Consider the following 18,182-nt stretch of genomic DNA (forward strand, 5'->3'; position numbering starts at 1 on the left):
CCCTACCGGTGCTCGCGCAGTAGCTGAGTCGGCGTCAGACCGGCCAGCGTTCGCGTATCGCGCGCGAGGTGGGCTTGGTCGGCGTATCCGGCGCGGTCGGCCAGCGAGGACAACGTGAGATCTGCGCTGCGGCTGAGAGCTAGTACATTCTGCATGCGTTGTACCTTCTGAATCAGCTTGGGGGACAGTCCGACCGAAGACGTGATCGAGCGTCGGAAATGACGTTCGGAAACACCGAGGTCTGCGGCGATCTCTCGTATCGGCGTCGAAGGGGAGGAGATGAGCGCGGAGTATCCACGCTCGATTCCCTGGTCGGATTCCAGTCCGCGCCACAACTCGCCCAGAAGGTGCGCGTCGACTGCCTCGTGGCGAAGGGCATCGGCAAGCACCCGAGCTTGTCGGGAAGTCAGGATGTCGTCGAAGGCGATCTTCGAATCCTGCACCGCGTCGGCCGCGGCGCCGAGCAGGCTCCGCAGAGCGGGCGGTTTGATGCGGATGCCCCACATCGTCGTACCGGCGGCGACCGAAACCAGATCGGCACCGGTGGCCGGTCCGACGAGCCACGACTTTCCGGTGCTGTCGACGATGAAGTCGGCGCAGAGATCGGGAAGAATTCGCTTTGCTTCCGTGGGCGTATGGGCTTCGGTAGTGCTTTTCCACGTGCAACTGAAGAGGCCGGCGGAATCGGTGATCCGAGTTTCGACATAGGTGTGGCCGTTTTGTTCAAGACTCGACGCTACCGTCCGACTACCGTCAAGAGTGAGGGTGTCAGTGCCGGTCATCAGATCATCGTCACACACTCGCCGATCACTTCTCGACCCGAAACAGGAGAAATACCGTGTCCGTCTCTCCGAGACTCGATCTCGTCGGAATCGTCACCAACGATCTCGCTCGTTCCCTCGCGTTCTACCGAACCCTCGGGCTTGACATTCCGGAAACGCCCGCGGATGCTCCCCATGTGGAGTTCACTTTCGACGGTGGGCTTCGGCTGGCCTGGGACGCGCTGTCCACCATCGCAAGCTTCGATCCTGACTTCGCTGTCGGGGAGGGGCGATACCCTGTCGCTTTGGCATTCGATTTCGGCACACCTGCTGCCGTAGACGAGGCGTATCAGCGCATCACAGCCGACTTCCCCGGACACAAGGCGCCGTTCGATGCCGTGTGGGGGCAGCGTTACGCCGTTCTTCTCGATCCCGACGGCAATACCGTGGATCTCTTTGCCGCGCTCTGATTTCGAACGACGCAGGCCTCGACCGATTGTCGGTCGAGGCCTGCGGTTGTCGGTGATCGAGTAGTTGTCAGTTCACCAAGCGTTCAGGGTGTCGAGGATCTGGCCTCGGGCCTTCCACAGTTCTGCACCCCAGTACGGCCACGAATGAGTGCCGTTGGCCGGGAAGCTGTACGTTGCCGGAATTCCCAGGGAGTTCATGCGCAGTTGGAATGCCCGTGAGTTCATCAGGGCAAGGGCCTCGAGCCCGATGGCACTACCGGTATTCACGAAGTCGACGGGCCGACGCGGTTGATCGAACTGCCCGGGCAGGCCGCTCGCAGCGGATATGTACAGGGAGAGCCCAGCCAGTTCGGGTGCAAACACGAAGGGGTCGTTGCGGAGCCAAGCGGGGTTCCATGGCGGTCCCCACATGGCATCGACATTGAAGGACCCGGCGCTGACCATGGCCACGCGGATTGCTTCACGCATGCCTGGAGCCGAGATGTTGAGGTATCCCGAGAGCGATCCGGCGAACTTGAACTGATCGCGGTGATAGGCGGCGAGCGTCAGTGCCGCGCTGCCACCCATGGACAATCCGAGCACACCGTTGTTGGTTCGGGAGACTCCGCGCGATTCCAGATAGGCGGGAAGTTCCTGGGTGAGGAAGGTTTCCCATTTGTACGTGACCGGTTGGCGATTCAAATTGCTGTTCGCATACCAGTCGGAGTAAAAGCTGGACTGCCCGCCGACCGGCATGACCAGGGTGACGTTGTCGCCGCGATACTGCTCGAGAGCGTTGGTCTCGAAACTCCATGCGTTTCGGTCGTCGCGTGCACGCAAACCGTCGAGAAGGTAGAGAGCCGCGTTGCCGCCGCGCGAAGCCCACTGGATCTGAACCTTGATCGGGCCCATCGAGGAGTCGACGAATACGTCCTCGTAACCACCGGCCGGGGCGGTGCGAGCAGGTGCCGCGCTTGCTACTGATCCGCTGATCAGGCCTGCGGTCAGGGGGAGCGCGAGTGCTGTCGCTGCGAGGCCGAGGATCCGACGCCTGATTCGTTTCGAAATTCGCTTCTTCGAAGAATCTCGGTTGTTTGCAAGATCCCTACGTACCTCGTGCATAAATCACTCCCGCCCCAACGGTGCTTGCACACCGAAATCCGACCGAGCCCCCCGAGGCACGGAATTCCTGATGACACTAAGTGGTCTGTATTGGCCCCGACGGCTCCGTTATCGGTTCGTTATCAAACTGGTCCGATTTACGAAGTGCCGTCAGGAGTCGTCTACCGGAGGTTGAGCGTCGATTTTCCAACCTCCACGAATCAGATGTTCCCGTACCCGAGCGACATCCGATTCGTGCGGCATGTCGTCGGTGACTTTGGTGATGAGGACGCCGATGTCGATCGGATCGACCGGAATCGGAAAGTCGATCGGATCGACAGGGACCGGAAACTCGGCGACGAGATCGTCGGCAAGAACGGCGATCTCTGCGTCGGACAACTGCCGCCGGAGCAGGGCCATCAAAGGGACGTAGTCCTGCTCCGGCACACCGTTCGGATACCCGGCACGCAGCCAGCCGAGTATCGAAGCCAGAAGTGGTGGAAGGCTCAACGGAGCGAGCTTCAGTCGTTGTCGAGATCAGCGAGTGGCCACCCGGCGGCAGCCAGGACCGAGGCAACGCGCGCGATGTCCTCGTCCGAGGGCGTCTGGCTCGTCAGATCTGCGATCTGAGCGCTGATCTCGTCGCTCGAGATCACCTGGTCACTGTTGATATCGCTCAGTTCTGCGAGTGCAGCGCCGATGGCGATTTCTCGAATTTGCGCGTCAGAGAGCTTGCGTCGTAGCAATGCGACCAACGGAATGCGATCCTTGGGCGGTATGCCTTCGGGGTAGCCGGCGCGAAGCCATTCCAGTATGGACTGGGGCAGGGATGGAGTCGGTGCAGTCACGGTGATGTCCTTCCGCTCGTGAGGGCGCACGGGATCAGAAGATCTCGATGCCGAATGTGTGGCTGAGGAAGCCCTGCATGATGAAGAGGATTCCGGTGACGATCGCGATCAGCACTACCGCGAAGCACACCACTGCACCTGCCACGGCCAACGGACTGCGAGCCGCGACTGCAGTGCTCCCGCCCCCACTGCCACGTTGCCCGGCGTCGAGGGATTTCAGGCCGATCGCGAAGATTGCCGGGAGTCCGGCGCCCAGCAGGAGGCCGACCAGTACGACCTGCCAGAGCGAGTCGACGGTGTTTTTCAAGATATCCATGTCGATTCCCTCTTTCAGGCTTTGACGTCGGTGGTGACGCGGGCGTCCGGACCGGGGACCTCTGCGGGTACCAGGCCGCCGTCCCATTCGGCGTTGACATTGCTCGGATCGATGGGCTCCTTGCGGGAGCGCAGGTACATCCAGCCGGCCAACGCGATGAGCACGGCGAAGACGACCAGGACACCGGGTAGGCCGCCGACGATGTCGGCCAGTCCCCAGCACAGAGCGCCGACGATCGCAGCGGACGGGAGAGTGATCAACCAGGCGACCGCCATACGTCCGGCGACACCCCAACGAACTTCGGCACCCTTGCGTCCCAGACCGGTTCCCATGATGGAACCCGTCGCCACATGGGTGGTGGAGAGAGGAAGGCCGAGGTGGCTGGACGTGAGAATGATTGCAGCAGAGGATGCTTCGGCTGCCATTCCCTGTGGTGCAGCGATCTCGACCAGTCCCTTGCCTAGTGTGCGGATAACTCGCCAACCACCGAGGTAGGTTCCGGCAGCGATCGCGAGCGCGCAGGTGAGCTTGACCCAGAACGGCATGTCCGCGTCGGCGGAAATGGTTCCGTGGGCGACTAGGGCGAGGAAGATGACGCCCATGGTCTTCTGAGCGTCGTTGGTGCCGTGGGCGAGGGAAACGAGCGAAGCCGAACCGATCTGGCCGAGTCGGAAACCTTTGTCCTTGGTTTCCTCACCGACGTTGGAGGTGATGCGGTAGATGAGCCAGGTTCCGGCCGCGGCAACCAAGCCGGCTACGACGGGGGCGAGAACTGCGGGGATGACAACCTTGCTGAGGACGCCGCTCCAGGCGACACCGCTCATTCCGAGAGATGCGATGGCGGCGCCGATCAGACCGCCGAACAACGCGTGCGAGGAACTCGAGGGGATTCCGAGCAACCACGTTGCCAGGTTCCAGATGATGCCGCCGACAAGGCCGGCGAAGACGATGGTGAGCAGCGCTTGGCCGCCCACATTTCCGAGGTTCACCACGCCCTTGGCCACGGTGGCAGCAACCTCTACCGAGAGGAAAGCTCCGACCAGGTTCAAGGAAGCAGACAGAGCGACTGCCACCTTGGGCTTGAGGGCGCCGGTTGCAATCGACGTGGCCATAGCGTTGCCAGTGTCATGAAAACCGTTGGTGAAGTCGAACCCCAGAGCGGTTACGACGACGACGAGGAGAACGATGAGTTCCGCATTCACGAGAAGTCATGTTCCAACATCGGCGGGCCACAAATCGACCTGAGATGGGGTCGTTCCGCGACATTTCCACCACTCGGCACTTGTTGTTCATCTTCGTCCGGATAATTGTCCGTTTTGAAACTCCTGGGGTAGAGAAAATTCATTCGCGTGCATGGTCGTGGAGTTTGTGGAGGCATACGCTCGTTTCATGTCCCTGGGCGAAGAAAAGACGATCTCGGTCACCACATTCCGTAAGGGTGGTGACGGTGTGGCCACGCCGACCTGGGTCGTGCCGCTGTCCGACGGACGTATCGGGTTCTGGACTTCCTCGAAATCGGGTAAGGCGAAGCGGCTGCGGAACAACACACGGGTTACCGTCGTGCCATGCAGCAATCGCGGGAAGGTTGTCGACGGCACTTCGCCGGTCGCCGGGACCGCGCAGTTGGTGAGCGGTGGAGCAGAATTCGACGAGATCCGCAGCAAAGTCAAGGCGAAATACGGTGTGATGGTGCCTATTTCGAAATTCTTCAACACACTCGGTCACATCGGTAAGGGGCCGTTCCCGTACGGCGATACCGGCGTGATCATTTCCGTCGATCCATAGTCGGCGTTGTGCACCGGAGTAACCTGGAGGCATGGAACCCACGACCGGGCGCCTCTGCCTGACGGTTCCACGAATCCTCCGTCAAGGAGCCTCGTCATGGCGCACATCAGCACTCTCGACTATGCAATGGAAGCACCGCAGCGCCATGTCGGGCAACCTTTCCCTTCGCCGACGCGGACCCCGCGGTTCCTGCTTCGTGGGCAAGGTGCCCTCAAGGCTTCGGTGGACGGCGCGTGGTTCCCGTGGACCACGAACGTCACGGCGGAGCTTCACGATCTGATATCCGCACTTTCGTTGCGGCTGGGGCCGATCGCGAGAGTTGCGTTCGACTGGAACACGATCAGTAGCGCGCAGCGACGTATCGACGAGGTCGACGGACTGGAAGTGCAGGGTCCGTACCCTGGCCAGCCCCACGATTTGATGTATCTCGACGACATCTATGGTCGTCAACTCGTTTTGATGATGATTCCGCCGTACACGGATCCGGACCGCGCGTGCGAGGTCATGCGGCGGTTGGTGGATCCTGTCCGCAGCGAAACCTATCGGGTGCAGTGAGATCTTTCTGACGGGTGGAGTCGAATTCTTCGATTCCTGAACATGCGTCCAGTTTGTCTGGTTTGATGGTCGCGGAACCACAATCTCAGGCGCATTCCTTCCGGTCAGCGCTTGGGCGCGGCAGCTTGACTCCCTGCCGTGTCGTCGGTCCGGCATGTCCACCACCCTCCCACTGTGCGTGAGTGCCGGACCGAAGGAAGCCCCACCCTCCCCACGGGGGTGGGGCTTCTACTTTGTCCCGGTGCAGGGGTCCGCGCCCGAGCCCAAGGTGATGATCCGTCTGCCGTTCGCTCTGACGCATTTTCAGCCGTCACAGATCGGACCGGACGATGACCTGATCGACCTCGGTGCCGTGCGGCAAGCGGTGTTGGACACAGCCCGATCGTTGCACCCGGGAGCGGCTATAGAAGGGGGTGAATCGTTCTTCCGTCGAGTACCCGTCAGCAGGGTGTCGGGATCAGTTGGCTCGTCGGGATCGGCAGGGAGGCGGCCACTTTCGTGTCCGTTGTCACGGGTATCGGCAACGAGGTGATCGTTCACGAGCTACCAGGAGATGGCAGCGCCACCTTCGTGTTCGACGAGTGATGCCCGATCCGCTGGGGCCGCCGGGGTGTGTGGACCCCAGCGCACAACACCGAGAGATCGACACTGGTAGACACAGTCATGACGGAAATCGAGGAGCCTGAGGCAGTGAGCACAACGAGTGCAGCGGATACGTTGTTGTCGGGGCCACGCGGACGGCGGATGCTGCTTGACTACGTGATGGATGCCGAACGGATCCGGCGACCCGAGCCGCATGACGACTCGTTCCGTTCCGCGGTTTTTCTGGCGTCGCATCACCTCGACCCCGAGCGAGACTCAAGCGTGACGTATTCACGCGTGGCGTACGAGTCCGGCGCTGAAGAGCCTCCCGAAGAGCCTGTACGTGCCGTTGTCACTGCCGCCGATGTGGCGCACCGCCTGTCCGAGGTACCGCTTCCCGAGGTGACCGAGGTTGCACTCCGTTCGGCCCTCTCCGCAGCGACGGACACAGCGCGCTACTGGCAGGACCCCGACGGTGAAGACATCCTCGTCGCAACCGAGCCGGTACGGCGTGAGCTTCGACGAGTCGCCGAGCACATCGCACGATCCCCACACACGCAGTGGTGGACGACCGCGCTCGCCGAGACCGACCAATGGTTGATAGTGAGCCGCGACGACGACAGCCCCGATACCTTTGAGTCGACGGCCGCAGAACTCCTGAGCGACTGGCACGAGCACACTCTCTCAGCGGAAGCGCGAGCCGCTGATCGTGCGACCGATCCGAAGGCGAACTGGTCCGGTTACTGGTGGTCGAATCCGTCTGTTCGGTGTTCGACACGGGCACTGTTCGACGGGACCCCGGCAGAATTGTGGTTCGTCGAAGACGGCATGGGTTGGAAACGCATCGCCGTGCGACAAGTCGACGCACCCGCCGGCGCTCGCATATACGAGATCGACGGCGCGCAGGCGTGGGCGGAACTCTGCAGACGGTTCCCCCTCGAGGTCACCGCGGATAAACGACACGACTGGTACCGGACCACCGGACGATCAGGGCGCTGGGTCATCCCCAACTGGCAGCTCGTCGCTGAGAGCTACACGGGCGTGCATCTCACCGTTATGGGATACCTGGCCGCGGCGGGAACCGCGATCGGAGTCGACGACGAGACGGCGAGCGTCATCGCCGGGTGGGCGCCCGACGCAACATGCTGGCTCACTGACCCCGACCGCATCGGCGACGAATCCCGTACCTGGGTGCTCGACGACAGCCGCGAACACCCCGACTGGGTCGAAGAAACGCAACAATGAGTGACAGCCAACGTGTTCGCTGTGCAATGTCCACTCGGTGAGCATCGCGGAGTGCAAGTCGAGACGGGTAACCCCACCTACGCGGACGAGGTGAGGGGCTGTGTCCGCTCTAGTCCTTGGTCACGGTTGAGTGCTTCTATCAATTTGGCAATGCCAACAGCCGCCTCGTCCTCAGCACCGATATCGGGCGTGCTCGGTTACAGTGCCGTGCATGAGCGGGACAGACTGGTGCAGTCGGCTGTGTGGCGTCGTGGATGTCAGCGATGAGTGACGTTTCGCCGGCAGGTCACCGTTCATCATTTCGACGCTTTCTCACGGCCGCGGTGATCAGTTCGGCCGGCTCGTCGGTGACAGCTGTGGCGATGCCCATTTTGGTAGTGCAGCTTTTGGACGCGACGCCGTTCGAAGTGGGTGTGGTGAACGCGGCTCATTTGATCCCGTATGCGGTGCTCGGGTTGGTCGCGGGGGTCTACGTCGATCGGTGGCGGCGCAAGCCAATTCTCGTGTGGGCCAGCGTCGGTCGGGCAGTTGTGCTCGGTGCCGTCCCGCTTCTGTGGCTCGCCGGGCTTCTGCACATCTGGGTTCTGGGCATCGTGTTGCTGCTGTTCGGCTCCTTCTCGGTGTTCGGCTTCGCTGCGATGCAGTCCTTGTTGCCCCGGCTGGTTCCACGCAGTCAACTGGTGAAAGCAAACGCTCGACTCGACCAAGCCGACGCAGCGGCAACGACATTGGGGCCAACGGTTGGAGGCGCACTCGTAGGCTTGCTCGGCGCTCCCGTGGTGATTGCCGTCGACGCAATCAGCTATTTCGCTGATGCCGCACTCAATTTCGGGCTCGACGTCGACGAGCCTCGATCCGTTTCTCGCTCCCGAAACCTGATGAACGAAGTGCGTGAGGGTCTGAGATTCACGTATCGCCACCGCACTCTCAACCCGCTCGCGATATCGACACACGTGTGGTTCCTTGCCAACGGAGCTGCGTTGACTGTGCTGTCGCTGTTCGCTCTCCGCTCGCTCGGGTTCAGCGCCTACACATACGGTTTGCTGCTGACGACGTTCGGTGTAGCAAGCCTCCTCGGCACATCCTGCGCTCACGCGCTCGGCACGCGCATCGGATCAGGACGAGCAGTCATCCTCGCCCGCACGGTATACCCCGTCACCTGGCTTCTCGTTGCCTTCGCGCCGGACACAGGTGTCGGCCATGTGCTGCTCTTCGCAGCACTGGGCCTGCAAGGGTTGGCAGCAGGCGCGGAGAACGCGAACGAGATGGGCTATTGGCAAACACTCACCCCCGATGAGCTTCTCGGGCGTGTGAATGCCGCCCGACGCTCCGTCAACCGCACCATGGCTGCGCTCGGCGCAGTGATAGCAGGTCTGCTGGTCGGCGCGATCGGTGAACGCCTAACCCTGCTCGGCGTCGCTGTTGTGTTCGCTATCGCCGTAGCCACATTGGGGTTCTCTCCGATGCGCCATCCGGCGCGCGAATTCTGACTTCGAGACGAGCACCAGCCGCACCTTGGAACCGTTGTTAAAATTGCGGAAATGCGTGACCCGCGACGGAGCGATTGCACAGAGTTCCCGGGAAGAGTGTCGAGGCGGACCGCAACAGATAATTCAGTCTTTTCAAGGCAACTGGTCGGTACCCGGCCGTCCCATCCGTGATCCCACCGGGCGTCCGCGTCCGTCAGTTCACCTGAAAATTGGATTGGGCGGGACATCCGTCAATCTCCGGTACCAAACCGGTCGCACGCTGACTTCCGCGCCACCACTGCCTGCGAGACCCGCACCTGTTCCGCTGGACGCACGAACGCTCAGGCTCAGGCGAACGTCATTTCAACGAGGTTGACGGCTCCCAGGTCGGCGTGAGTGACCTTTGCGAAGGGAAAGTCGGGCGAGGTGATCGATTCACCCACGAGGGTTAGCTGGAGCGCATCACCGACAGGAAAGAACGATGCGCGCAGTTCGTCCCCTGGATTGAGCTTCACCAGGAGGCCCAGAATGTAGGTAGCTACGGATTGGGCGGTTTCCTCATCTCTGATGTCAACATCGCCGAGCTGCAAGAAGAATGACACGCCGAGATCGCGGGCACGTGCGAGAGTCGCAGGAAAGGCCCTACTGAGGTTTACAAGATGTGGACTGATGTGAATAAGCTGCCGTAGGTACCGCTCTTCGACCCCACACGCTCGACGCGTCGCCTGCGAAGCTGGATCCCTAGTGATCCGCCCGATCTCGTCGAGCAAATTGATCGCCGACTCGAGCCCCGCGTCCATCCACCTCTGATTGCTCTTCTGCGCGGCTTCCTCGACTTCGGCCTGGAGCAACGCTTCGTGCGCTTCCCGTTCTGATCTCACGGCTTCTTTGCCGAAAGTCGCAAGAAGGTGCTGCAGCATCGCCCATAGTCCGCAGAAACCGATCCCTACCGCCCCGGCCACCACGACGATCCGTGCTGCCGTCACGGAATAGGAAAGGCCCACGAGGGCAGTTGCGAGAGCACCCGCCCCGCAGACGTGGGACGGGTGCACTCGGTACTCGCAGGTCTGACTTACGTCAGGATGCGGATCACACGTCGTAGTAAAGCTCGAACTCGTACGGGTGCGGACGCAGGTTGACCGGAGCGATTTCCTGCTCACGCTTGAGCGAGATCCAGGTCTCGATCAGGTCGGTGGTGAAGACGCCACCCTCGGTCAGGTACTCGTGATCGGCTTCGAGGCGGTTGATGACCGTTTCGAGGCTGGTCGGAGCCTGCGGGATGTTGCGAGCCTCCTCCGGGGGAAGCTCGTAGAGGTCCTTGTCGACCGGAGCCATCGGCTCGATCTTGTTCTTGATGCCGTCCAGGCCGGCCATCATCTGTGCAGCGAAGTTGAGGTACGGGTTACCCGAGGAGTCGGGTGCGCGGAACTCGAGACGCTTTGCCTTCGGGTTGTTGCCCGTGATCGGGATACGGACAGCTGCCGAGCGGTTGCGCTGGCTGTACACGAGGTTGATGGGGGCTTCGTAGCCCGGCACCAGACGGTGGTACGAGTTGATCGTCGGGTTGGTGAAGGCCAACAGCGACGGAGCGTGGTGCAGGATACCGCCGATGTAGTGGCGAGCCATGTCCGAGAGGCCCGCGTAGCCGGACTCGTCGTGGAAGAGGGGCTTGCCGTCCTTCCACAGGGACTGGTGGACGTGCATGCCCGAACCGTTGTCACCGAAGAGCGGCTTCGGCATGAAGGTGGCGGACTTGCCGTGCTGCCAGCAGGTGTTCTTGACGATGTACTTGAACAGCTGCAGGTCGTCGGCCGCTGCGAGCAGCGTGTTGAACTTGTAGTTGATCTCCTGCTGTCCGCCGGTGCCGACCTCGTGGTGGCCGCGCTCGAGCTCGAAGCCCGCGTTGGTCAGGTTGGTGGAGATCTCGTCGCGCAGGTCCACGTAGTGGTCGTACGGAGCGACGGGGAAGTAGCCACCCTTGGCGCGAACCTTGTAGCCGAGGTTCGGGGAGCCGTCGGCGTTGGTCTCTGCGCCGGTGTTCCAGGAACCGGAGATGGAATCCAGCTCGTAGAAAGCGGAGTTCATGCCGGAGTCGTAGCGAACCGAGTCGAAGATGTAGAACTCGGCCTCGGCGCCGAAGAATGCGGTGTCCGCGATGCCGGTGCTGACCAAGTACTCCTCGGCCTTGCGGGCAACGTTGCGCGGGTCGCGGCTGTAGGACTCACGGGTGAACGGGTCGTGCACGAAGAAGTTGATGTTGAGGGTCTTCGCCTTGCGGAAGGGATCGATCTGCGCCGTGGTGACGTCGGGAAGCAACATCATGTCGGACTCGTGGATCGACTGGAATCCGCGGACCGAAGATCCGTCGAATGCGAGGCCGTCCTCGAACACGTCCTGGTTGAAAGCAGACGCCGGGATCGAGAAGTGCTGCTGGACGCCGGGCAGGTCGCTGAACCGAATGTCGACGTACTCGATGTTCTCGTCCGCGATGTACTTGATGACCTCTTCGGCCGTGGTGAACGCCACGCTTGTGCTCCTTAAGTCGCTTCAGCCAAGTGATGTCGGTTGAATCCGTCGAGGCAGACGGTAGGGAGCTGGTGTTGCCCGCTCGTCAACCCTTTGTTTCGGCAGTGTTACGCGTCGCAGCATCCTGGGGATTTCCGAAGTCCATGTGACCGGCCACACAGTTAAAACCCGGCAAATCTGGACTACGGTGCTGCGACGCCTATCCTGGACAGCATGGCACGAATCACCGGAACTTGGCTCTCTGGGCCTGAAGCAGCTTTGCCGAAGAATGCGGACGGTCGTGAGCAGTCTTATCGCGGCGAGTTTCTCGGCTTCCCCCAGGAGGGCCCCGGATCGCTGGTCGGTTCGGGCCGTCGTATCGCCGCACTGTTGGTGGATTGGGTTATGGCCGTGGGAGTGGCCTCGCTCATCACCGGCGACTTCTTCGACGGTATGACCTCCACGATCACGTTGATGGTGTGGTTCGCCGTCGGCGTCGTCACCGTGGCGCTGTTCAACTTCACACCGGGGCAATTCGTACTCGGACTTCAGGTTGCGCGAATCGAAGGCCCGATCCGAGTGGGCTTCGTGCGCGCGCTCGGGCGTCAGGCACTTCTCGTGTTCGTGATTCCCGCGACGATCACCGACATCGACGGTCGCGGTATGCAGGACCGAGCGACCGGCACTCTGCTCGTGAAGTCGCGCTGACACGAACTTCTCGAACGAAGAAAGACCCGGGTCCGTATGGGCCCGGGTCTTTCGTTTTGCAGTGGGGGAGTGTCAGCGACGACGAATGGTTCGCTGCATGCCCTTCATCTTCGCGCCTCCGGGCATCGGGCCCTTGGGAAGCGCTGCTCCGCCGCCGCGTGCGCTGAGCGCAGCGAGTCGGCCTTCGATGTTGTCCATGCGCTTGGTGTCGATGTTGCGCGGCAGCTTGTTCAGGTAACGCTGGAGCTGCGAGAGCGGAACCTGACCTTCGTCGTTTCCGATGATGATGTCGTAGATCGGGGTGTCGCCGATGAGGCGCGCAGTCTTCTTCTTCTCCTGCGCGAGGAGGCCCTTGACGCGTTGCGGCGAGCCCTCTGCGACGAGGATGACACCCGGTCGTCCGACAACGCGGTGAACGGCGTCGAGCTGAGTGGTGCCGGCGACGGCGTTCGTGACGCGCCACGCCCCCTGCATGTTGTCGAGTGCCCACGCGGCGGCGCCGGCCTGGCCCTCAGCCTTCTTGTACACCGATTTCTGGACGCGGCGACCGAAGATGATGAAGGCGCCGAGGAGGCCGAGAACGATGCCGATCGGCAGCAGGAACCACTGAAGGCCCCAGATGAGACCGACCAGGAAGAAGACCAGAGCCGCACCCACCAGGGTGCCGATCATCAGCGGCAGAAGGAGCTTGTCGTCCTTGCGCTGCATCTGGAACGCCTGCCAGAGCTGAGTTCTGCGTTCCTTGGAAGCCTGCTTGCGGGCAGCCTTCGCTGCAGCCTTTGCCTCTTTGGTGGGTTTGCCCTTACCGGATTTGCTGCCGTTCGCCATGTACCCAGGATACGTCCATTGCTGTGCGCCTTTACTAACCGCCCGCGGTTAATAAAGGCGCACAGCAAAAAGTGGATCAGCGATTCAGGCGCGCCATGAGTGAGCTGGCTTCCTGGGAAGCGTCGCCGCCTTCGGTGAGATGACGCTGCGCCTCGGGAAGTTCACGGCCGTGATGTGCCATGGCCTGCGCATACAGGCGGCCGGCACGGTACGACGAGCGAACCAACGGACCGGCCATGACGCCGGCGAAGCCCATCTCTTCTGCAGCCTTCGAGTGTGCGACGAACTCCTCGGGCTTGACCCACCGCTCGACGGGGTGGTGCCGAGGTGAGGGGCGCAGGTACTGGGTGATGGTGAGGATGTCGCAGCCGGCGGCGTGGAGATCTGCCATCGCCTCGGTGACTTCTTCCGGGGTTTCGCCCATGCCGAGGATCAGGTTGGACTTGGTGACCAGTCCGTACTCGCGTGCCGCAGTGATGACGTCGAGGCTGCGCTGGTACCGGAAAGCGGGACGGATCCGCTTGAAGATGCGGGGAACGGTCTCGAGGTTGTGTGCGAGCACCTCGGGACGAGAGGCGAAGACCTCGTCGAGCAGTTCCGGCTTGCCGTTGAAGTCGGGAACCAGATTCTCGACGCCGGTGCCCGGGTTGAGTTCGTGGATCTTGCGGACGGTCTCGGCGTAGAGCCAGGCGCCGCCGTCCGGGAGGTCGTCGCGGGCGACGCCGGTGATCGTGGAGTACCGAAGTCCCATGGCCTGAACGCTTTCGGCGACGCGACGGGGCTCGTCGCGGTCGAGGGCTTCGGGCTTGCCGGTGTCGATCTGGCAGAAGTCACAGCGGCGTGTGCACTGCTCGCCGCCGATCAGGAAGGTGGCTTCGCGGTCTTCCCAGCATTCGTAGATGTTGGGGCAGCCCGCTTCCTCGCAGACGGTGTGCAAACCTTCACGCTTGACCAGGCCCTTGAGCTCCGAGTATTCGGGGCCCATCTTTGCTCGGGTCTTGATCCAGTTGGGTTTGCGTTCGATGGGCGTCTCCGCGTTTCGGATCTCGAGACGGAGCAGCTTACGTCCTTCTGGGGCGATAGTCACGACAGTGATCCTACGCCCGGTGATTACTGCAACGGGGTTCGGGCGAGCCCGTCAGCTGTACTGAACGGTAGTAAAAGTCGGAGTAGGCGAGGCGCTTTCGAAGGTGACGCGCTCGACGTTGCATTCGGTGACGGGCATCGTTCCGTCGAGAGCAGCGATCACGGCCATGGTGACGGCGGGAGTGACCTCGTCCACTGTGACGTCGCGACCGAGTTCGTGTGTCAGCGTCGTCACCCCCGCGTCACGGATTCCGCAGGGAATGATGTTGTCGAATCCGGTCAGCACCGAATTGCAGTTCAGGGCGAAACCGTGCAGCGCGACACCACGTTGAACGCGAACGCCGATGGCTGACACCTTGCGTTCGGGCTTCCATTGCCCGTTGGCGAGTTCTGCAGGCAGCCAGACGCCCGAGCGGCCGTCGATCCGCCCGCAGTTCAGGCCGAGTTCCGTGCACACCGTGATCAGCGCTTCCTCGATGCGGCGCACATATCGCACCACGTCGATGGGCTCGGCCAGCTTCACGATCGGATACCCGACCAGTTGACCGGGGCCGTGCCAGGTGATTTTCCCGCCGCGGTCGACATCGATGACCGGTGTGCCGTCGACAGGTCGATCTTCCGGTTCCGTGCGTCGCCCAGCCGTGTACACCGGGGGATGTTCGAGGAGGAGGAGCGTGTCCGGCCCGATGTCGTCTGCCCGCGCTGCCGCGAGCTCACGCTGACGGTCCCACGCGGCGTTGTAGTCGATCGATCCGAGTTGCTCGACGGCGATCGGCAGTTTCGAGAACCGGGCGGAGACGGCAGCGCTGCTCATGGAAGTAGAGATTACGCCCGACTTCGGACTCAACCCAGTGCGGCCGCCAGCGCTTCGCCGATCGTGTTGTGGCGGAAGGAGAATCCCGCCTTTTCCAAAGCTGCGGGAATGGCGCGCTGGCCACCGAGGATGCCGCTCTTGGCGAATTCTCCGATCAAGGCTTCGAGGGCGAACCCGGGCACGATCCACGGCGCCGGGCGGTGAACTGCGCGGGACATGGCGTCGTTGAACTGGGCGTTGGTGACAGGCGCCGGACCGGTCAGGTTGACGGGACCGGAGAGTTCGGGATTGGTGAGCGCGAACTTGATCGCGTCGCACTCGTCCTCGAGTGAGATCCACGGAAAGTACTGACGACCGTTGCCCAGTCGCCCACCGAGACCGAACGAATAGATCCGCCGAAGTCGACCGAGCATGCCGCCGTGGGGTGAAATCACGACGCCCGAGCGCAGATTGACGACGCGAGCACCCGCCCTGCGCGCGGGCTCGGTGGCAAGCTCCCAGTCTCGACACGTCGTGGCGAGAAAGTCGGTGCCTGCCGGCGAATCCTCGTCGACGATCTTGTCGCCGGTGTCGCCGTAATAGCCGACGGCGCTGGCGTTGGCGAGGACGGGAACCTTCTGGCTCGCGACAGCTTCGGCCAAGACGTCGGTGGCAACTATGCGGCTGTCACGGATCGCTTGCTTGTAAGAACCCGACCACCGTTTGTCGCCGATGCCGACACCACAAAGGTTCACGACGGCGTCAGCGCCTTGCAGGACGGAGAGGTCCAGACGGTCGTGGTCCGGGTCCCAACGCGATTCGTCGGGGCCGGCGGTCGACCGTCGCACCAGACGTACCACGTCGTGGTTGTCGGAGCGCAACGATGACACCAAGGCCGTTCCGATCAAACCGGACGAGCCGGCGATGACTACTCGCATTCGGAAAGCCTCCTTCGATTCAGCCTGCTTCGATATCCGAACGTATATCTCCGACCGTACTGAAAAAGCCGGGGCGCCACCTCCTGATGGAGATGACGCCCCGGCTGGAAGAGCAGTTGCTTACAGGCCCAGATCAGCTTCGAACGAGGCTTCTTCCAACCGCTGCTTCACAGTGGTGAGGAATCGGCCGGCGTCGGCGCCGTCGACGAGACGGTGATCGTAGGTCAGCGGCAAGTAGATCATCGAACGAACGCCGATGGACTCGTTGCCGTTCTCGTCGGTGACCACCATCGGACGCTTGACAATAGCGCCGGTTCCGAGCATGGCCGCCTGCGGCGGTACCAGGATCGGGGTGTCGAACAGCGCGCCCTGGCTGCCGATGTTGGTGATGGTGAAGGTGCCACCCGAGAGCTCGTCCGGCTTCAGGCCACCCGAGCGTGCACGCTTGGCGATGTCGGCGATGGCGCGGGCCAAGCCGGCCAGGCCGAGATCACCGGCGTTGTGGATGACGGGGGAGAGCAAGCCCTGATCGGTGTCCACTGCGATGCCGAGGTGCTCGGCGTCGTAGTAGGTGATCTGCTTGGCAGCTTCGTCGTAGCTGGCGTTGATGTTCGGGTGCGACTTCAGTGCCTCGACGACTGCCTTGGCGAAGAACGGGAGGAACGTCAGGTTGACGCCTTCCCGCTCGATGAAGCCGGCCTTGGCGCGGGCCCGCAGGGCGACGATCTTGGTGACGTCGACCTCGAAGGTCTGCGTGAGCTGAGCGGTGTTCTGCAGCGACTCGCGCGTCTTGGTGGCCGTGATCTGCCGAATACGGTTGGCCTTCTGCGTGGTTCCGCGCAGGTGTGCCAGTTCCGGTCGGACGCCGGCAGCTGCGGAGGCAGCCGGTGCGGCCGCGGGTGCTGCAGCAGCAGGAGCAGCGGCTGCGGGTGCCTTCTTGGCCTCCGCAGCGGCGAGCACATCCTGCTTGCGGATGCGGCCGCCGACGCCGGTGCCGGTGACGGTGGCGAGGTCGACGCCGTTGTCCGTTGCGAGCTTGCGCACGAGCGGGGTGACGTACGGGCTGCTGTCACCCGAAGCTGCGGGTGCAGCCGCCGGTGCGGGAGCCGCAGCGGGCTTCGGTGCGGGTGCGGCCGCAGGCTTGGGTGCCTCAGCCTTGGGTGCTTCGGCCTTCGGGGCCTCGGCCTTGGGAGCGGGCGGTGCTGCGGGCGCGGCGGGAGCAGCCTTGGGTGCCGGAGCCGCGGCGGGTGCGCCGGATCCGACGACGGCCAGCTGGCCACCGATCTCGACGGTGTCGTCTTCCTGTGCATTGATCTCGAGCAGGATTCCGGCGACGGGCGACGGGATTTCGGTGTCGACCTTGTCGGTCGAGACTTCGAGCAGCGCCTCGTCGACGGCAACTTCGTCGCCGACGGCCTTGAGCCAGCGGGTGACGGTGCCTTCGGTGACGGACTCGCCGAGGGCGGGCATCGTCACGGCGGTACCTTCAGCGGAACCGCCGGAAGCAGCGGGTGCCTCGGCAGCGGGAGCTTCCTCGACGGGTGCCTCGGCAGCCGGAGTTTCCTCGGCGAGAGCTTCTTCTGCGGCCGGGGCGGGTGCCTCTGCCGCGGGAGCTGCGGCTTCGCCGGCTTCACCGATCTGGGCGAGCTCGCCACCGATTTCCACGGTGTCGTCTTCCTGCGCGACGATCTTGGTCAGGACGCCGGCGACGGGAGACGGAATCTCGGTGTCGACCTTGTCCGTGGAGACTTCGAGCAAGGGTTCGTCGACTTCGACCGTGTCTCCTTCCTGCTTGAGCCACCGTGTGACAGTTCCCTCGGTGACGCTCTCACCTAGGGCTGGCATCTGGACGGAGAAGGCCATGTCTTTTGACTCCTCGACAGTTGTGTTCGGGTTGTTGAATTTTGTCGACTTGTGGTCGTAATGCATTGTGCTCGAGTGGCGCGCGACGTGCGGCTACTTGTAGCTATTTTGCCGATGTCGACGCGCGGACGCGGCGTCACCGTCGTTCATCTTTCCATTGATACGCCGGGCGTGTCCGATGAGGGGGATGCCGTCCGTTTCGGGTGTGTCGGCTACTGGCGAGTAGGTATGCGTCGGGGGTTCGGTTGTAACGTCGTAAGCGGACCAAACGGTATGTCGTGCGCAGGCACAACGGACATTGCCTGGCAAACTTGACATATCGCCGGGGTGCATCCGCGGCGTCGGTACCG

The 18,182-nt window shown here is 62.7% G+C and carries 19 protein-coding genes; 6 read left to right on the forward strand and 13 right to left on the reverse strand.

The annotated features are described in order from the left end of the window. Window positions 1-2 precede the first annotated feature (2 nt). Window positions 3-782 (reverse strand): helix-turn-helix domain-containing protein, encoded by a 780-nt coding sequence (locus tag ACFWAD_RS20215; protein WP_378547004.1) that lies wholly within the window; start codon window positions 780-782, stop codon window positions 3-5. Window positions 783-838: 56 nt separating this feature from the next. Here ACFWAD_RS20215 and ACFWAD_RS20220 point away from each other — a divergent pair, with 56 nt between their 5' ends. Beyond that, window positions 839-1,231 carry a VOC family protein gene (locus ACFWAD_RS20220; RefSeq protein ID WP_378547007.1) on the forward strand — a complete coding sequence of 131 codons (393 nt, stop codon included), beginning with the start codon at window positions 839-841 and terminating at the stop codon, window positions 1,229-1,231. A gap of 72 nt (window positions 1,232-1,303) precedes the next feature. Here the strand turns inward: ACFWAD_RS20220 and ACFWAD_RS20225 are convergent, their stop codons facing one another. The 5 genes from ACFWAD_RS20225 to ACFWAD_RS20245 all read right to left on the reverse strand — a co-directional run bounded on the left by ACFWAD_RS20225 (window position 1,304) and on the right by ACFWAD_RS20245 (window position 4,677). Next, complete coding sequence (locus ACFWAD_RS20225; RefSeq protein ID WP_378547010.1) at window positions 1,304-2,332, reverse strand: alpha/beta hydrolase; 1,029 nt, start codon at window positions 2,330-2,332, stop codon at window positions 1,304-1,306. A gap of 150 nt (window positions 2,333-2,482) precedes the next feature. Next, window positions 2,483-2,821 carry a DUF3349 domain-containing protein gene (locus ACFWAD_RS20230; protein WP_378538868.1) on the reverse strand — a complete coding sequence of 113 codons (339 nt, stop codon included), beginning with the start codon at window positions 2,819-2,821 and terminating at the stop codon, window positions 2,483-2,485. An 11-nt stretch (window positions 2,822-2,832) separates the two neighbouring features. Next, the gene (locus ACFWAD_RS20235) at window positions 2,833-3,159 is read right to left on the reverse strand and encodes a DUF3349 domain-containing protein (RefSeq protein ID WP_378547014.1); all 327 of its coding nucleotides are present in this window, start codon (window positions 3,157-3,159) and stop codon (window positions 2,833-2,835) included. Between the two features lie 34 nt (window positions 3,160-3,193). Beyond that, on the reverse strand, window positions 3,194-3,475 hold the full coding sequence (locus ACFWAD_RS20240) for a hypothetical protein (RefSeq protein ID WP_003941641.1): 282 nt from the start codon (window positions 3,473-3,475) through the stop codon (window positions 3,194-3,196). 14 nt (window positions 3,476-3,489) lie between these two features. Further along, window positions 3,490-4,677: an inorganic phosphate transporter gene (locus tag ACFWAD_RS20245; protein ID WP_047270833.1), complete on the reverse strand. Its 1,188-nt coding sequence runs from the start codon at window positions 4,675-4,677 to the stop codon at window positions 3,490-3,492. Window positions 4,678-4,864: 187 nt separating this feature from the next. On the opposite strand from ACFWAD_RS20245, the gene ACFWAD_RS20250 reads away from it, so the two are divergent. The 4 genes from ACFWAD_RS20250 to ACFWAD_RS20265 all read left to right on the forward strand — a co-directional run bounded on the left by ACFWAD_RS20250 (window position 4,865) and on the right by ACFWAD_RS20265 (window position 9,132). Then, window positions 4,865-5,260 carry a PPOX class F420-dependent oxidoreductase gene (locus ACFWAD_RS20250; protein WP_378547018.1) on the forward strand — a complete coding sequence of 132 codons (396 nt, stop codon included), beginning with the start codon at window positions 4,865-4,867 and terminating at the stop codon, window positions 5,258-5,260. 96 nt (window positions 5,261-5,356) lie between these two features. Next, on the forward strand, window positions 5,357-5,815 hold the full coding sequence (locus ACFWAD_RS20255) for a DUF5994 family protein (protein ID WP_378547021.1): 459 nt from the start codon (window positions 5,357-5,359) through the stop codon (window positions 5,813-5,815). 690 nt (window positions 5,816-6,505) lie between these two features. After that, the gene (locus ACFWAD_RS20260; protein WP_378547024.1) at window positions 6,506-7,642 is read left to right on the forward strand and encodes a hypothetical protein; all 1,137 of its coding nucleotides are present in this window, start codon (window positions 6,506-6,508) and stop codon (window positions 7,640-7,642) included. Window positions 7,643-7,905: 263 nt separating this feature from the next. Further along, window positions 7,906-9,132, forward strand: a complete 1,227-nt coding sequence (locus tag ACFWAD_RS20265) for an MFS transporter (RefSeq protein ID WP_378547027.1) — start codon at window positions 7,906-7,908, stop codon at window positions 9,130-9,132. A 326-nt stretch (window positions 9,133-9,458) separates the two neighbouring features. On the opposite strand, the gene ACFWAD_RS20270 is transcribed toward ACFWAD_RS20265, so the two are convergent. Together ACFWAD_RS20270 and glnA are read right to left on the reverse strand one after the other, a co-directional pair. Further along, complete coding sequence (locus ACFWAD_RS20270) at window positions 9,459-10,076, reverse strand: hypothetical protein (RefSeq protein ID WP_378547030.1); 618 nt, start codon at window positions 10,074-10,076, stop codon at window positions 9,459-9,461. A 124-nt stretch (window positions 10,077-10,200) separates the two neighbouring features. Next, the gene (gene glnA / locus ACFWAD_RS20275; RefSeq protein ID WP_003941609.1) at window positions 10,201-11,637 is read right to left on the reverse strand and encodes a type I glutamate--ammonia ligase; all 1,437 of its coding nucleotides are present in this window, start codon (window positions 11,635-11,637) and stop codon (window positions 10,201-10,203) included. 213 nt (window positions 11,638-11,850) lie between these two features. Here glnA and ACFWAD_RS20280 point away from each other — a divergent pair, with 213 nt between their 5' ends. Then, window positions 11,851-12,324 (forward strand): RDD family protein, encoded by a 474-nt coding sequence (locus ACFWAD_RS20280; RefSeq protein ID WP_172932084.1) that lies wholly within the window; start codon window positions 11,851-11,853, stop codon window positions 12,322-12,324. A 72-nt stretch (window positions 12,325-12,396) separates the two neighbouring features. Here ACFWAD_RS20280 and ACFWAD_RS20285 read toward each other — a convergent pair whose 3' ends face one another. The 5 genes from ACFWAD_RS20285 to sucB form a co-directional block, all read right to left on the reverse strand. Beyond that, entirely contained in the window at window positions 12,397-13,152 is a 756-nt protein-coding gene (locus tag ACFWAD_RS20285; RefSeq protein WP_003941625.1) for a DUF4191 domain-containing protein, read from the reverse strand. 76 nt (window positions 13,153-13,228) lie between these two features. Then, entirely contained in the window at window positions 13,229-14,239 is a 1,011-nt protein-coding gene (lipA, locus tag ACFWAD_RS20290; protein WP_378447986.1) for a lipoyl synthase, read from the reverse strand. Between the two features lie 51 nt (window positions 14,240-14,290). Next, window positions 14,291-15,052 (reverse strand): lipoyl(octanoyl) transferase LipB, encoded by a 762-nt coding sequence (lipB, locus tag ACFWAD_RS20295; RefSeq protein ID WP_378547033.1) that lies wholly within the window; start codon window positions 15,050-15,052, stop codon window positions 14,291-14,293. Window positions 15,053-15,081: 29 nt separating this feature from the next. Beyond that, the gene (locus ACFWAD_RS20300) at window positions 15,082-15,969 is read right to left on the reverse strand and encodes a TIGR01777 family oxidoreductase (protein ID WP_378547036.1); all 888 of its coding nucleotides are present in this window, start codon (window positions 15,967-15,969) and stop codon (window positions 15,082-15,084) included. A 120-nt stretch (window positions 15,970-16,089) separates the two neighbouring features. Beyond that, complete coding sequence (gene sucB, locus ACFWAD_RS20305; protein ID WP_378547039.1) at window positions 16,090-17,832, reverse strand: 2-oxoglutarate dehydrogenase, E2 component, dihydrolipoamide succinyltransferase; 1,743 nt, start codon at window positions 17,830-17,832, stop codon at window positions 16,090-16,092. Window positions 17,833-18,182: the final 350 nt, after the last annotated feature.

The sequence above is a fragment of the Rhodococcus sp. NPDC059969 genome, assembly GCF_042738325.1.
Classification (GTDB): domain Bacteria; phylum Actinomycetota; class Actinomycetes; order Mycobacteriales; family Mycobacteriaceae; genus Rhodococcus_F.